Origin of the sequence: Bradyrhizobium sp. IAR9 (assembly GCF_013408065.1) — a bacterium.
Classification (GTDB): Bacteria; Pseudomonadota; Alphaproteobacteria; order Rhizobiales; family Xanthobacteraceae; genus Bradyrhizobium.
Genome location: NZ_JACBZW010000005.1, coordinates 307,552 through 321,389 on the forward strand (window position 1 = coordinate 307,552; position 13,838 = coordinate 321,389).

The 13,838-nt window shown below is 65.0% G+C and carries 14 protein-coding genes; 3 read left to right on the forward strand and 11 right to left on the reverse strand.

What is annotated here, in order from left to right; genetic code table 11:
• Positions 1-12: 12 nt before the first annotated feature.
• Genes GGD67_RS16265 through GGD67_RS16275 form a run of 3 tightly spaced genes read right to left on the reverse strand, consistent with a single transcriptional unit; the run spans position 13 to position 4,138 of the window.
• A complete protein-coding gene (locus GGD67_RS16265; protein WP_092259112.1) occupies positions 13-225 on the reverse strand; it encodes a KTSC domain-containing protein in 213 nt (70 codons plus the stop codon).
• 51 nt (positions 226-276) lie between these two features.
• Positions 277-1,272, reverse strand: a complete 996-nt coding sequence (locus GGD67_RS16270) for a P1 family peptidase (RefSeq protein ID WP_179734198.1) — start codon at positions 1,270-1,272, stop codon at positions 277-279.
• A 58-nt stretch (positions 1,273-1,330) separates the two neighbouring features.
• Entirely contained in the window at positions 1,331-4,138 is a 2,808-nt protein-coding gene (locus tag GGD67_RS16275; protein WP_092259119.1) for a PAS domain S-box protein, read from the reverse strand.
• A gap of 246 nt (positions 4,139-4,384) precedes the next feature.
• Here GGD67_RS16275 and GGD67_RS16280 point away from each other — a divergent pair, with 246 nt between their 5' ends.
• Complete coding sequence (locus tag GGD67_RS16280) at positions 4,385-4,771, forward strand: response regulator (protein WP_179734200.1); 387 nt, start codon at positions 4,385-4,387, stop codon at positions 4,769-4,771.
• Between the two features lie 82 nt (positions 4,772-4,853).
• On the opposite strand, the gene GGD67_RS16285 is transcribed toward GGD67_RS16280, so the two are convergent.
• The 5 genes from GGD67_RS16285 to GGD67_RS16305 all read right to left on the reverse strand — a co-directional run bounded on the left by GGD67_RS16285 (position 4,854) and on the right by GGD67_RS16305 (position 9,950).
• Entirely contained in the window at positions 4,854-5,972 is a 1,119-nt protein-coding gene (locus GGD67_RS16285; RefSeq protein WP_018316540.1) for a branched-chain amino acid ABC transporter substrate-binding protein, read from the reverse strand.
• 161 nt (positions 5,973-6,133) lie between these two features.
• Entirely contained in the window at positions 6,134-6,877 is a 744-nt protein-coding gene (locus GGD67_RS16290) for an ABC transporter ATP-binding protein (RefSeq protein ID WP_179734202.1), read from the reverse strand.
• Positions 6,874-7,707 carry an ABC transporter ATP-binding protein gene (locus GGD67_RS16295; RefSeq protein ID WP_091965931.1) on the reverse strand — a complete coding sequence of 278 codons (834 nt, stop codon included), beginning with the start codon at positions 7,705-7,707 and terminating at the stop codon, positions 6,874-6,876. Before GGD67_RS16295 ends, GGD67_RS16290 begins: the two co-directional genes overlap by 4 nt.
• The gene (gene livM, locus GGD67_RS16300) at positions 7,704-9,023 is read right to left on the reverse strand and encodes a high-affinity branched-chain amino acid ABC transporter permease LivM (RefSeq protein ID WP_179734204.1); all 1,320 of its coding nucleotides are present in this window, start codon (positions 9,021-9,023) and stop codon (positions 7,704-7,706) included. The genes GGD67_RS16295 and livM overlap by 4 nt, the downstream gene beginning before the upstream one ends.
• A 9-nt stretch (positions 9,024-9,032) precedes the next feature.
• Entirely contained in the window at positions 9,033-9,950 is a 918-nt protein-coding gene (locus GGD67_RS16305) for an ABC transporter permease subunit (RefSeq protein WP_179734206.1), read from the reverse strand.
• A 275-nt stretch (positions 9,951-10,225) separates the two neighbouring features.
• Here GGD67_RS16305 and GGD67_RS16310 point away from each other — a divergent pair, with 275 nt between their 5' ends.
• Complete coding sequence (locus tag GGD67_RS16310) at positions 10,226-10,408, forward strand: hypothetical protein (protein WP_018316535.1); 183 nt, start codon at positions 10,226-10,228, stop codon at positions 10,406-10,408.
• Between the two features lie 300 nt (positions 10,409-10,708).
• Positions 10,709-11,245: a hypothetical protein gene (locus GGD67_RS16315; protein WP_026201688.1), complete on the forward strand. Its 537-nt coding sequence runs from the start codon at positions 10,709-10,711 to the stop codon at positions 11,243-11,245.
• Here GGD67_RS16315 and GGD67_RS16320 read toward each other — a convergent pair.
• The 3 genes from GGD67_RS16320 to GGD67_RS16330 are packed head-to-tail and all read right to left on the reverse strand — an operon-like array spanning position 11,207 to position 13,786.
• Positions 11,207-11,599, reverse strand: coding sequence for a carboxymuconolactone decarboxylase family protein (locus GGD67_RS16320; protein ID WP_014494190.1), 393 nt, complete (start codon positions 11,597-11,599; stop codon positions 11,207-11,209). The genes GGD67_RS16315 and GGD67_RS16320 overlap by 39 nt on opposite strands.
• Before the next feature lie 20 nt (positions 11,600-11,619).
• On the reverse strand, positions 11,620-12,402 hold the full coding sequence (pcaD, locus tag GGD67_RS16325) for a 3-oxoadipate enol-lactonase (protein ID WP_179734208.1): 783 nt from the start codon (positions 12,400-12,402) through the stop codon (positions 11,620-11,622).
• Between the two features lie 28 nt (positions 12,403-12,430).
• The gene (locus tag GGD67_RS16330) at positions 12,431-13,786 is read right to left on the reverse strand and encodes a 3-carboxy-cis,cis-muconate cycloisomerase (protein WP_179734210.1); all 1,356 of its coding nucleotides are present in this window, start codon (positions 13,784-13,786) and stop codon (positions 12,431-12,433) included.
• Between the last annotated feature and the right edge of the window lie 52 nt (positions 13,787-13,838).

Consider the following 13,838-nt stretch of genomic DNA (forward strand, 5'->3'; position numbering starts at 1 on the left):
GCGGCATCCGAGTCAGCCGGCATATTCGTGCGTGATGTCACGATAGGCGTACCGGTCGCGGATCTCGTGGTTGAAGAACGCCCCCTTTAAGCGCGTTTCCCTGAACGCCGCGGCGACCTCGGGCGGAACATCCTCGTAGACATAGAGGCGTCCGCTAACGAAAGTCACCTTCAGCTCGCGCGTGTCCGGCGCATAGCGGAAGAAGCGGATCACGGAAGACGGCATGGCGGTACACCTTGGCCCCGCCAGGACAACGCCGTATCCGCCGTTTCGTTTCTAGCCGAACCGGTCCATCCAGGCCGGCAGCGCTCCCGGGAACGGTAGCGCGGCTGCGCTATAGACGCCGCGGGCGATTGCGCGCGCGACCACGTTGGCCGCGACGGTGCCGAGTTCGGTGAGCCCGACCAGCGGATCGATCGGCTTCTCACCGGTGGCGGCCGCAAACAGCACGTCGCCATCCGTCGGTGCATGCACCGGGTAGATCGCGCGGGCAAAGCCGGTGTGTGCGATCATCGCGAGCCGCTTGGCCTGGGGCTTGGTCAGCACCGCGTCGGTGACGACCGCGCCAATGGTAGTGTTCTCGCGCGCGTTCGCGGCAGGGCCGCCCTTGATGCGCATGCGGAGCATGTCGTCTGTGAATTTGTCCGGCAGGCCGCGTCCGCCGAACTCGCCGTTCACCTCGAACGGCGCCGCCCAGAACCAAGGTCCGTTGCCGACGGTGACGCTTCCCACCGCGTTGACGGCGACGATCGCGGCGACCTTGACGCCATCGGGCGTCACCGCCGAGGCCGAGCCGAGCCCGCCCTTGAGCGTTGCGGTGGTGGCACCGAGGCCGGCGCCGACGCTGCCGATCGCGAAGTCGGTGCCGGCGGCGGCCGCCGCGGCGTAGCCGAGGTCGCGATAGGGCGAGAACCGTCCCCAGGCCTTGTCGCCCCCATTGAGCAGATCGAACAGGATCGCGCCCGGCACGATCGGGATCAGCGCTTCCCGAACCCGGTGGCCGCGGCCCTGCTCGGCGAGCCAGGCCTGCACCCCGCCGCCGGTATCGAGACCAAACGCGGAACCGCCGGACAGTGCGATCGCGTCGACGCGCTCGACGGTGTTGGCGAGATCGAGCAGTGCATCTTCGCGCGTGCCGGGTCCGCCGCCGCGGACGTCGATCGCCGCGACCGCCGGCTGGTCGAAGATGATCGCGGTCGTGCCGGAGGCCACTTTCGTATCTTCGGCATGGCCAACGCGGACGCCGGCAATATCGGTGAGCAGATTTTTCAAGGCGGCCTCATCGTTGAGTGCAATTCGCGATCTGCGATAGCGCAGAGAGGACGCAGGCTCAACTGGCGAGTGCCGTCCTGAGCATCTTGGCAAGCTCGGACTTGCGGTAGGGCTTTGCCAGCAGCAGCACGCCGGAATCGAGCCGGCCGTGGTGGACGATGGCGTTCTCGGTGTAGCCCGAGGTGAACAATGTCTTCAGGTCCGGACGGCGGCGGGCGGCTTCATCGGCAAGCTGGCGACCGTTCATGTTGCCCGGCATGATGATGTCGGTGAAGAGCAGGTCGATGGTCTTGTCGTTGTCGATGATGGTCAGGGCCTCCGCGCCGTTGGCGGCCTCGAGCGCGGTGTAGCCGAGGCTCTTCACCTGGGTCACCACATATTGCCGCACCAGCGCATCGTCCTCGACGATCAGGATCTTCTCGTCGCCGCCGGTGATGGGCGCGTTCTGGAGCACTTCGATCTCGGTCTCCTGCACGCCGCTCGAGCGCGGCAGGTAGATCTTGACGCTCGTGCCGTGGCCTTCCTCGCTGTAGATCTTGACGTGGCCGCCGGACTGCTTGACGAAGCCGAACACCATGCTGAGCCCGAGCCCGGTGCCCTTGCCAACCTCCTTGGTGGTGAAGAAGGGGTCGAACACCCGGTCGATCAACTCCGGCGGAATTCCCGAGCCGGTGTCGCTGACCGCGATCATCACGTAACTGCCGGCGACCATGTCGGCATTCATGCTGGCATAGCCGTCGTCGAGGAAGACGTTGCGGGTCTCCAGCACCAGGGTGCCGCCATCGGGCATCGCGTCACGCGCGTTCAGCGCGAGGTTGAGGATCGCCGTGGAAAGCTGGCCGGGGTCGACCAGAGCCGGCCATGCATCCTCGGTGAGCTGCGGCATGATGGTGATCTGCTCGCCGAGGGTGGGGTGCAACAGCTTGGCGGCTTCCAGCGCCAGCGCATTGACGTCGATCTCGCGTGGCTGGAGCGGCTGCTTGCGGGCGAAGGCTAGCAGATGCTTGGTCAGCTGCGCGCCGCGCTCGGCGGCGTCGTCGATCAGCTTGGTGATCGCAGCCAGCTCGGGCCGGTCGGCGACCGCGTCCGACAAGATGCCGATCGTGCCGGTGATCACGGTCAGCACGTTGTTGAAGTCGTGAGCGACGCCGCCGGTCAACTGACCGATGGAATCCATTTTCTGGACCTGCCGGAACTGGGCTTCGGCGGCCTGCTTCTCCGTGAGATCCCGGCCGATGAAGAAGTGACGCTTCACCGGCTCGGACCAGGTGCCCATCCAGTTCAGCGTGACCTCGTGACCGTCGTAGTGATAGTAGCGCGCCTCGAAGCTGCGCTTGACCGCACCGCGCCGCGCCGCGCGCATCTCCTCCCGGGTTCTATCGAGGTCGTCGGGGTGAATGAACTCGGTGGCGCTGTGCCCGATCAGATCTTCCGGGCTGAAGCCGAGGATGTCCTTCACGCTGGGGCTGACCTGGATGAAATTGCCGAAACCGTCGGTGACCAGGATCAGGTCCTGCGAGGTCTCGAAGATGCGCTGGCGCTCCTCGATCTCGCGGCGAAGCTTTTCCCTGGATTGCTTCTCCTCGGTGATGTCGTGAGCGATCTTGGAGGCGCCGATGATCTCGCCGCTCTCCGCCCGAAGTGGCGAGACGTTGAGGACGACGTCGAGCGCGCGACCATCCTTCCTGAGACGGACGGTCTCGTGCTGGGCAATCGACTCGTTGCTGCTGATGCGATTGAGAATGCTCCTGACTTCCGGCTTGCGGTCCTCAGGCACGATGATGTCGATCGGCTTGCCGACGGCCTCTGCGGCGGAATAGCCGAACAGGTGCTCGGCCGCACGGTTCCAGCCGGTGATGGCGCCGTTGAGCGACTGGGTGATGATGGCGTCGTTGGAGGATTCGACGACGGCGCCATACAGCGCGAGGCGCTTGCCATAGAAGTCGCGATCCGACGCCGATTGCTCGCGCAGCCTGCCGACAAGACCCACCGTCCGGGCCTGAAGGCGAACATTCTCGATCAGCAACACCGCCAGCACGAAGCTCGACGCGCAGAGGCCATAGAGACGGCCGGCGTAGAAACCGAGATCGAAGCGCACGACGTTGACGATCGCAGACAGCGCGATGTCGAACAGCCATGCGCACATCACGACCATGAGCCATATGTCGATCACCGAATGCGGGCGCCGGAACCACAGCGAAACGAGCGCGGCGAAGCTCAGCGACCAAACAAAAGACACGACCCCGATCATGGTCGGTGTGTATCGGCTGTCGCGGAGCAGGACCGGCAACAGATCGTGCTGGGCGGTGACGATCCAGGTGAAGGCAGCCATGGCCACGATGACGCCGAGCACGATGGCGTAGATCACGTTGCTTGTCGTGCCCCGGATCGTGGGGCCGCCGTCCTTTTCCTTCAGCCAGGCATAGCCCAGCACGAACAGCGGGAAGGCGCCGTGCCAGACCATGTAGAGCCAGACCGTGGTCTGACTGCCGGCGCCAAACAGCCCGGTCGGCGCGAACAGGCCGGGGAAGGTGAGGGCATGGACCAGCGCTGCCGCGGCGGTGAACAGGTAGCCGGTCGACAGCCACAACAGGGCGCGGGTCCGCAGCACCGAAAACTGCGACAGCAACAGCACTGCCGTGATGATGTCGCTCACCGCCAGGGCGGATTGATAGCTCGCGACGAAGGCCGGGACCGGCGGCAGCTGGATACCTGCGAACGGAACGGCGAGGGCGAACAGGATCGAGGAGACGCCGACGATCCACATTGCCGCGGTCCGGTCGGCCGGTGCGGCCGGCAACGTTGAAAGAAATGTGCTTCGGTCGATCGCAGGCACGTTCATCTCATGCAGACCCGTTTTGAGCATCTCCGCAGTTCCAAGATACGGCAGTCTTGATCTCCACGGTCCCCACGGTAGCCCGTTCCGGGCGCGTGTCGTGAACTGTTGCAGTGACGACTCAACCGAAGGTTACAGTTTACTTAATTTTGGTGGGAGCGCGGAATAGGGATCGGGTAAGATGCGCTTTACTGGGCGGTGTCATAATGCCCTGCCGCCGCGGCGGGTTCCAGGCTTGAATCATACGATTTGGATCAATCTGTGGGGGCTGTTCCCATGCCTCGTATTCTCATCATCGACGACCAGAAGGACGTGCGCGCGATGGTCGCGATCGTGCTTCGGGTCAACCGTTACGAGGTTGCCGAGGCCGACAGCGGTGCGGCGGGGCTGAAAACCTTCGCGGAAGGCTCCTTTGACGCGGCAATCGTCGATATCTTCCTTGGTGACACCAGCGGCGTCGACGTCATCGCGAGCCTGCGCGAGCATGCGCCGGGACTTCCCATCATTGCGGTGTCCGGGATGACGACGCTCGATTTCCTGGACCAAGCGCCTCACCTCGCCAACGTGGTCTGCTTGCAAAAGCCGTTTCGGCCGAACGACCTCCTGCAAGCACTGCGGAAGGCCCAGGCTGCGGCCAGCGGCGAACTGCCTGCGGCCGTCTGAAACCCGCTGCGAAAAGAAACGCCCCGGGCGAGCCGGGGCGTGGTGACGATCGTATGGCGGCCCGAGGGCGCGTCAAGCGGGCTTAGGTGCCGTTGCCCTTGATCTCGGCATAGTTGCCCTTCGCGTCCCATTTGTAGACGACGTAGTCGATCTGCTTGATATCGCCCTTGGCGTCATACTCGATCGGACCGATCACGGTGTCCCACTTGCCGGCCTTCATCGCCTCCATGACCTTCTTGGCGTCGGTGGTGCCGGCCTTCTTGGCCGCCTGCGACCACACCTGCATCGCCGCGTAGGTGTAGAGGGTGTAGCCCTCCGGGTCGATATTCTTGGCCTTGAAAGCCTCCACGATCTTCTTCGCGGTCGGCTTGTTGCGCGGATCGGGGCCGAAGGTGAACAGCGTGCCTTCGCCGGCCGGGCCGGTGATGGAGGCGTACTCCTTGTCGGCGAGCGCGTCGCCGGCCATCAGCACGGTCTTGAGGCCCTGGTCGCGCATCTGACGCAGGATCAGGCCGCTCTCCTGATGGTACCCGCCGACATAGACGAGGTCGATGTTGTCACGCTTCAAGCGCGAGACGATCGCGTTGAAGTCCTTGTCGCCCTTGTTGTAGGACTCGTACATCTTCTCGGTGACGCCGGCCTTGTTGAGCGCCTTCTTGGTCTCGTCGGCAAGACCCTTGCCGTAGGTGGTCTTGTCGTTGAGGATCGCGATGTTCTTGCCCTTGTAGTTCTTGGCGATGTACTGCGCCGCGATCAGGCCCTGCTGATCGTCACGACCGCAGACGCGCGCCACGTTCCAGAGCTTGCGCTCGGTGAACAGCGGATTGGTCGAGGCCGGCGTGATCTGCAGCACGTTGCCGTCGGCATAGGCTTCGGAAGCCGGGATCGACGACGACGAGCAATAGTGCCCGGCCACGAACGGGATTTTCGCGCCGGCGATCTTTTCGGCGATCGAGCGCGCCTGCTTCGGGTCGCAGGCATCGTCCTCGACGGAAAGCGCGAGCTTCTTGCCGTTGACGCCGCCTGCGGCATTGATATCGGCCACGGCCATTTCGGCGCCGTTCTTCATCTGGCGGCCGAAGGCGGATTCGCCGCCGGTCATCGGGCCTGCGACTGCGACGGTGACATCCTGCGCGAACGCCGCGCTCGAAAGCGCGATCGACGCGCCGAATGCCAGACCGATGAGCTTCAGTGACTTCATGAGATACCTCGCGGGTGGTCGCCTGTGGAAGTTGCCGGGCGTGCCCGGTTCAAACCGGCGCCATTCTCGAATGAATTTACCGAGAAGTCACCGGCAAAATACGGGCATCGGCAGAGATATCTCGCCACACGGGGCCGCACGCGGGTCGGGCTGCCGGCCGGTCAGCCGTGCCGGCCGCCTTCCAGGTAGGCCGCGCGAATCTCGGGGCGCTGCAACAATTCGGCGCCGGTACCGGCCAGCGTGATCAGGCCATTGACCATGACATAGCCGCGATGGGCGAGCTTGAGGGCGTGGTTGGCGTTCTGCTCGACGATCAGGACGGTCAAGCCGTCCTGCCGGTTCAGGGTGCCGATCGCATCGAAGATCTGGCGCGCGATCAGCGGCGCAAGGCCAAGCGAGGGCTCGTCGAGCAGGAGCAGGCGGGGACGGCTCATCAAGGCGCGGCCGATCGCCAGCATCTGCTGCTCGCCGCCGGACAGCGTTCCGCCGCGCTGGGCGTAGCGTTCCTTCAGCCGCGGAAACAGCGTGAAGACGCGTTGCAGCGTCGCCTCGCGTTCGCCCTCGGTGCATTCGGTGGCATCCGCCCCCATCTGGAGGTTTTCCGCCACGCTCATGCGCGGGAAGACGCGGCGGCCCTCCGGCGATTGCGCAATGCGCAAATGCGCGATCTCGTGGGTGGGGACGTCGGTGATGTCGCGGCCTTCGTACAGGATCTGGCCGGCGCGGGCGCGCGGCTTGCCGAAGATCGTCATCATCAGCGTCGACTTGCCGGCGCCGTTGGCGCCGATCAGCGCCACGATCTCGCCGGCATTGATCTCGACGTCGACGCCCTTCAGCGCCTCGATCTTGCCGTAGGCGGCGCGCAAGCCTCGGATTGCGAGCAGAGGAGAGGGCGCCGCGGTCACGACCCGCCCTCCATCACGGCTGCCGCCTCTTCCTCGTCGGCGCCGAGATAGGCAGCGATCACCTTGGGATCGTCGCGGACCTCGCGCGGCGTGCCTTCGGCGATCTTGACGCCATGGTCCATCACCACGATGTGGTCGGAGATCTCCATCACCACCGACATGTCATGCTCGATCAGGAGGATCGAGGTCCCGAGCTCGTCGCGGATCGACAGCAGAAGCTCGCTCAAGGCCGCGCTCTCGCGCGCATTGAGGCCGGCAGCGGGCTCGTCCAGGCACAGAAGCGCGGGCTCGGTGCACATGGCGCGCGCGATTTCGAGCCGGCGCTGGTCGCCATAGGCGAAATTGCCGGCGGCATCGTCGGCGCGGTCGAGCAGATTGACTCGCTTGAGCCAGTCCGTGGCGAGATCAATCGCGCGCTTTTCGGCGTCGCGATAGCCGGGGGCGCCGATCAGGCCGAGGAAGGTGAAGCCGGAGGCGCGCATCAGTGCGTTGTGCTGCGCCACCATCAGGTTTTCCAGCGCGGTCATGCCGGGAAACAGCCGGATGTTCTGGAAGGTGCGGGCCACCTTGGCTTGCTTGGCGATGCGGAAATCGTTCAGCCGCTCCAGCGCGATCGTCCTGCCGCCGTCATGGGTGAGGCGAATGGCGCCGCCGCTCGGCTTGTAGAATCCGGTGATGCAGTTGAAGACGGTGGTCTTGCCGGCGCCGTTCGGCCCGATCAGCGCGGTGATTTTCTTCCGCTCGGCGGCGAAAGAAAGGTCCTGCACGGCGACGATGCCGCCGAAACGCATGGCGAGCCGGTCGACGCTGAGAATCTTGTCGCCGCTCATCCGTGGCCTTCCTTGACGAGGTCGGAGGAGATCGCTTTCGCCTTGGTCAGATACACGGTGGGTGCGCGATGGCCGATCAGGCCGCGCGGCCGCCAGATCATGATCAGCACCATGGCCATGCCGAACACCAGCATGCGATAGCCCTCCAGGCCCCGGAACAGTTCGAAGCCGCCGATCATGGCGAGCGCGGAGAGCGCGACGCCGAGCTGCGAGCCCATGCCGCCGAGGACGACGATGGCGAGCACCAGCGCCGATTCCTGGAAGGTGAAGGATTCCGGGCTGATGAAGCCCTGCCGGGTGGCGAAGAACGCGCCGGCAAAGCCGCCGAACATCGCACCCGTCGCGAACGCCGTGAGCTTGGTGGTCGTGGTGTTGATGCCGAGCGCGCGGCAGGCGACCTCGTCCTCGCGCAAGGCTTCCCACGCGCGTCCGATCGGCAGGCGGCGCAGGCGGATCGTCGCCCAGTTGGTGAGCAGCGCCAGCGCCAGGATCAGATAGAACAGGAAGACGATGCGGTGCGTCGGCGAATATTCGATCCCGAGCCTGGCGGCGAGCCCGTCGTCGCTGTTGTCGAGCGGGATGCCGAAGAAGGTGGGGCGGGGAATGCCGGAGACGCCGTTGGGGCCACCGGTGAGATCCTGCCAGTTGATGATGACGAGGCGGATGATCTCGCCGAAGGCGAGCGTCACGATGGCGAGATAGTCGCCGCGCAGGCGCAGCACGGGGAAGCCGAGCAGGACGCCCCAGAAGGCGGCGAGGATGCCGGCGAGCGGCAGGCAGATCCAGAACGACCAGCCGAAATTGGTGGCGAGCAGTCCGTAGGAATAGGCGCCGACCGCATAGAAGGCGACGTAGCCGAGATCGAGCAGGCCGGCGAGGCCGACCACGACGTTCAATCCCCAGCCCAGCATGACATAGGTGAGCACCAGGATCGCGAGGTCGAGAATGTAGCGCTGGTTATAGAAGATCACCGGTACCAGCAGCGTGAAGATCAGGAGCGCCGGCGCGAGGTAGCGGCCGATGAACGATATGCCGCTCTGCACCGCCGGCGGCACCAGCTTCTCGGCGCCGGTCGGGCCGATCCATTGCCGAAGCAGCTCGATCACGATCGAACCGCCGAACACGGCGGCGACGATGGAGGCGAGGTCGCCGAAGCGGGTCCAATAGGTGAGCTGGCCGGAGGCGCCCGCCTCGGTGCGGATGCCGATCATCAGCGAGAACAGCACCAGCGCGATCAGCGCGTTGATGAAGGCCGTCTTCAGGAGAGCGACGATGCCCGTTGCAGGTTTGGCCGTGTTGATCGAGGGAGCTGTCACGCGCGACCGTCAGACTTTTTCGACTTCGGGACGGCCGAGCAGGCCGGTCGGCATGAAGATCAGCACCACGATCAGGATCGAGAACGCGGCGACATCCTTGTACTCGACCGAGAAATAGGCCGACCAGAACGTCTCGATCAGGCCGATCGCGAGGCCGCCGAGCATGGCGCCGGGCAGCGAGCCGATGCCGCCGAGCACCGCAGCGGTGAACGCCTTGATGCCGGCAACGAAGCCCATGAAGAAATCGACGAGGCCGTAATAGAGCAGGTACATCAGGCCCGCGACCGCGGCGAGCGCGGCACCGATCACGAAGGTCATGGAGATGGTGCGGTCGACGTCGACGCCGAGCAGCGCCGCCATGGTCTGGTCCTGCTCGCAGGCGCGCATGTCGCGTCCGAGCCGGGTGCGCGACACCAGCCAGGTGAAGAGGGCCAGCAGCACGATGGTAGTGATCACCACCATGATCTGGATGTTGGAGAGCTGGATCACGAAGCCGTCCGTGCTCTCATGCAGGGTGTAGCCGCCGGTGATGAAGGGCGGGATCGGCTTGACGCGCGCGCCTTGCGCCACTTGCGAAAAATTGGTCAGCACGAAGGACATGCCGATCGCCGACAGCATCGGGGCGAGGCGGAAGGAGTGGCGAAGCGGCCGGTAGGCGATGCGCTCGATGGTCCAGCCATAGAGCGCGGTGATCGCCATCGAGACCAGCAGCACGACCAGCAGGATCAGCGGGATCGCGGTCAGTCCGAACGAGATCAGGATCAGGAAGGTGATCAGGGCGACGAAGCCACCGATCATGAAGACGTCGCCATGGGCGAAGTTGATCATGCCGACGATGCCGTAGACCATCGTGTAGCCGATGGCGATCAGGCCGTAGATCGAGCCCAGAACGAGACCGTTGATGAGCTGCTGGGCGAAGTAATCCATGGGCTGCCGTACCAAACCTGACGCGGGCTCAAAGGGAGCTCTTAGGAGAGTGGGTTTCTTGGGCCGTTTCTTGGGCCCCGGCAGCCCCTAGCATTCTTCCGGATTTGTAACAGGAGGGAACTGGCGGCTGCAACAGCTCACGCTCCGGCAAAAGGTCTTGTACAGAGCTCATTTGGCCGGCGGTTCCGCAACTGCGAGGAACCCGGTTCCGCGGGCAACCAAAGCTGATGCCGGCCGTTATCTCGCCTCTGACGTCCAACAAGGGAGTTCCCCGAATGACGAAGCAGCAGAACCAGAATCCGGGTCAGCAGAGTCAGAACCCCGGCCAGCAGCGCCCAGGTCAACAGCCGGGCCAGCAGCAGGGCGGCGGCCAGAAACCCGGACAGCAGCAGCAGAACGATCCGATGCGCCAGGGCGATCGGCCCGGCCAGCAGCAGGGCGGCCAGCAGGACAAGTAATTTGGGAGCCCGAGAACGAAGGGTAGTGAGGAGGGCCCCGCCGCAAGGCGGGGTCTTTTTTGGGGGGCAATTGTTTGCCGCGTTATTCCGGGATGGTGCGTTGGCACCAGCCCCGGAATCTCGAGATTCTCAGGTGCGCAATTGCGCACCATAGCTCGATGCTGCGCATCGCCCCGGAATGACGGGGGAGGGCAGTTAAGGTAAACAAAGGGTTTAAATTGCCGCCACAGTCTGATGCGAGTTAGCTCCCGGCAAAGCCTTCCCGGCGGAAGGCGCGTGGTCGACGAAGCGGGAAGCGGCATGTTCAGGAATTGGCGGATCGGCTCGGTCAACGGCGCCCTGCTGGCGGCCTATTTCATTCCGGCCTGGACCATCGTCGCCTTCAACATCATCGTCGCGCCGGTGCACGGCCTTTACGAGCGGCCGAGCGTTGCCGTCGCGCTGTTCCTCAGCGACCATCTCCAGATGGCAGGGATGAGCACGGTGCGCGCGGCCTGGCTGCTTGCGTTGGGCCGGCTCACCGTGGTGGCGTTCTTTGCGATCTATCTCGCTCTGCTCTGCGTCCCCCGAATCCGCAAGTCCGGCGGCAGCGATGAGGCGCTCGGGATCGCGCTGGCGATCGGCAGCCTGATCTCGTTTGCCAGCATGGTGATGGCTTCGAAGGTCGGCGAGATGGCTGCGCTCCGGCTGCATGCCACCGAGCTGCTGCTGCTGCTCGGCGCTGCCATCGTGATCCTGATCGAGCGGCCCGATGCTGCTCCGCAGATCGTCGAGACCCCTGCCGAGATCCCTGCTTCGCTAGGACTTGAGCAGGCCGAGCTCCTGCACAATCGCTGAGGCTTCCTTGACGGCGTGGTTCGCCGCCGGCACGCCGCAATAGATCGCCTGCTGCAGCAGGATTTCCTTGATGTCGTCGGGGGTGAAGCCGCCTTCGGCGAGCGCCGCACGCACGTGCAGGCGAAACTCGTCCCATTGCCCGAGTGCGACCATGGTGCCGATCACCAGCACCCGGCGCGTGCGCTCGTCGAAATGCGGCCGCGTCCAGATTTCGCCCCAGGCGTAGCGGGTGATCATGTCCTGGAAGTCGGTGTTGAAGGCGTTGCGGTTCGCGATCGACTTGTCGACCCAGGCATTGCCCAGCACCTTTCGGCGCACGTTCATGCCGGCATCGCGGCGCTTCTGGTCGTCCATTGTGTTTCTCCGGATAACAACTAGCGCTGCGTCAAAAATCCCACCACCGCATCCGTGAACGCGTGCGGCTGCTCGACGTTGGAAATGTGGGCGGCGTCGATGATGGTCATGCTTGCGCCCGGAATATTCGAGCGGATCAGCTCACCCGCCGAGATCGGCGTCGCCATGTCGTGGCGGCCGGCGATCACCAATGTCGGGCTCTTGATTTTCGACAGCAGCGCGCGCTGGTCGAGCGTCGACAGCGCCTCGCAGCAGGCGAGGTAGCCTTCGACGGGCGAGGCCAGCAGCATCGATTTCATCTTCGCGGTGATGTCAGGCTCGCGCTCGCGGAAGTCCTGCGTCAGCCATCCCGCGATCACGGCATCGGCGACCGCGGCGATGCCGCCCTTCTTCACGGCGTCGATGCGCTCCAGCCATTTGGTCGGCTCGGCATAGTAGCAGGAAGTGTTGGCGAGGATGAGCTTGCCGAAGCGCTCCGGCGCGTTGGCGCCCAGCCATTGCCCGACCATGCCGCCCATCGACAAGCCACACCAATGCACCTTCTCGATGTTGAGGTCGTCGAGGATCGCGAGCGCGTCGCGGCCGAAGCGCTCCATGGTGTAGGGGCCGGGCGGAACGTTCGACTTGCCGTGGCCGCGGCGGTCGTAGCGGATGACGCGAAATACCTGCGTCAGCGCCTTCATCTGGGGCTCCCACATCTGCAGCGTGCAGCCGAGCGAGTTGGAGAGCATCAGCGTCGGCCCGCCGTCGCGGCCCTCGACGGAGACGTTGAGCAGGCAACCGTCGGCATCGATCATGGGCATGCGGCGTCTCCGTCGTACTTTGCGGTTCTTATTCGCGGTCGAGGCTGTCGAGCAGCCGGTCGATCAAGGCTTGGGAAGCCCCTTGATAGGCCATCGGTTCGAACAATGCCGCAATTTTTTCCGGCGAAAGGTGCGCAGTGACCTGCGAATCGGAGGTCAGCACCTCGCGCAGATGTTTCTTCTCGGCAACCGCGCGCTTGCTGGCGGTCTCGATGAGATGATGCGCCTCGCTCTTGCCGATCTTGTCGGCCAGCGCGAAAGTGACCGCTTCCGCCATGATCAGCCCGTGGGTTGCATCGAGATTGCTGCGCATGCGCGCTGCGTCGACGTCGAGGCCCTCGGCGATGTCGACGATGGCGGCCAGCGCGCCCGATGTGACCAGCATCAATTGCGGCAGCGTCGGCCATTCCGCGTGCCAGGGACCCGCGCTGCGCTCATGATCCTGCACTTGAGCCGCAAATATCGTCGCTGCAAGCTGCGGAGCCATTGTAGCGGCGCCCAGCGCGCTTGCGGCGGAGACCGGGTTGCGCTTGTGCGGCATGGTCGAGGAGCCTCCGCGGCCTTCGCCGGCGGGCTCGAAGGCTTCGCCGACATCGGTCTGCATCATCAGCGAAACGTCGCGCGCAATCTTGCCGCAGGTTCCGGCCAGAATAGCGAAAGCCGAAGCGACCTCCGCGATGCGGTCGCGATGGGTGTGCCAGGGCGCTTCCGGTAGCGGCAGGTTCAGCTCCTGCGCGAGACGCTCTGCCACGGCAAGCCCCTTGTCCCCGAGGGCCGCGAGCGTGCCGGCGGCGCCGCCGAATTGCAGCGCGAGGCCCTCCCGGGACAGCCGCCGCAGGCGGCATCGGGCGCGGGCGAGGCTTGCGGCATATTCGGCGGCCTTGAGCCCGAACGGCATCGGCAGCGCGTGCTGCAGCCAGGTCCGTGCCACCATCGCGGTGTTGCGATGGCTGCGCGCCAGCGCGGCGAATCCCCTGATGGCGCGGCTGAGGTCGGCGTCCAGCGCATCGAGGCCGGCGCGAAGCGTGAGCATGGTCGCGGTGTCGATAACATCCTGGCTGGTTGCGCCCCAATGCACGTAGCGCGCGGCCTCCGTGTCGGCCTTGCCGACATTGGCGGTCAGCATCTTGACCAGGGGAATCGCCAGATTGCCCGATCGCGTCGCGGCCTCCGCCAGCGCCGCCATGTCAAAGGAATCGGCCTTGCATGCGGCCTCGATCGAGACCACCGCAGAGGCCGGAATCACATCCGTGGCGGCCTCCGCGCGTGCCAGGGCTGCCTCGAAATCGAGCATGTTCTGCAGGGTCGACCGGTCATCGCAGACCGCGCGCATGGCGGCGCTCGACAGCATCGGTGCGAGCAGGGGGGAGAGGGATGTGCTCATGTTGCGCGCGACCTAATCATCATGGCCCGGCTGTGCCAATCCCCAAGCGCCC

Bases quoted from the DNA above. Each gene is read 5' to 3' on its own strand.
- GGD67_RS16265 (WP_092259112.1), bottom strand. From the start codon at position 225: ATGCCGTCTTCCGTGATCCGCTTCTTCCGCTATGCGCCGGACACGCGC.
- GGD67_RS16275 (WP_092259119.1), bottom strand. From the start codon at position 4,138: ATGCTCAAAACGGGTCTGCATGAGATGAACGTGCCTGCGATCGACCGA.
- GGD67_RS16280 (WP_179734200.1), top strand. From the start codon at position 4,385: ATGCCTCGTATTCTCATCATCGACGACCAGAAGGACGTGCGCGCGATG.
- GGD67_RS16285 (WP_018316540.1), bottom strand. From the start codon at position 5,972: ATGAAGTCACTGAAGCTCATCGGTCTGGCATTCGGCGCGTCGATCGCG.
- GGD67_RS16295 (WP_091965931.1), bottom strand. From the start codon at position 7,707: ATGAGCGGCGACAAGATTCTCAGCGTCGACCGGCTCGCCATGCGTTTC.
- GGD67_RS16305 (WP_179734206.1), bottom strand. From the start codon at position 9,950: ATGGATTACTTCGCCCAGCAGCTCATCAACGGTCTCGTTCTGGGCTCG.
- GGD67_RS16310 (WP_018316535.1), top strand. From the start codon at position 10,226: ATGACGAAGCAGCAGAACCAGAATCCGGGTCAGCAGAGTCAGAACCCC.
- GGD67_RS16315 (WP_026201688.1), top strand. From the start codon at position 10,709: ATGTTCAGGAATTGGCGGATCGGCTCGGTCAACGGCGCCCTGCTGGCG.
- GGD67_RS16320 (WP_014494190.1), bottom strand. From the start codon at position 11,599: ATGGACGACCAGAAGCGCCGCGATGCCGGCATGAACGTGCGCCGAAAG.
- pcaD (WP_179734208.1), bottom strand. From the start codon at position 12,402: ATGCCCATGATCGATGCCGACGGTTGCCTGCTCAACGTCTCCGTCGAG.
- GGD67_RS16330 (WP_179734210.1), bottom strand. From the start codon at position 13,786: ATGAGCACATCCCTCTCCCCCCTGCTCGCACCGATGCTGTCGAGCGCC.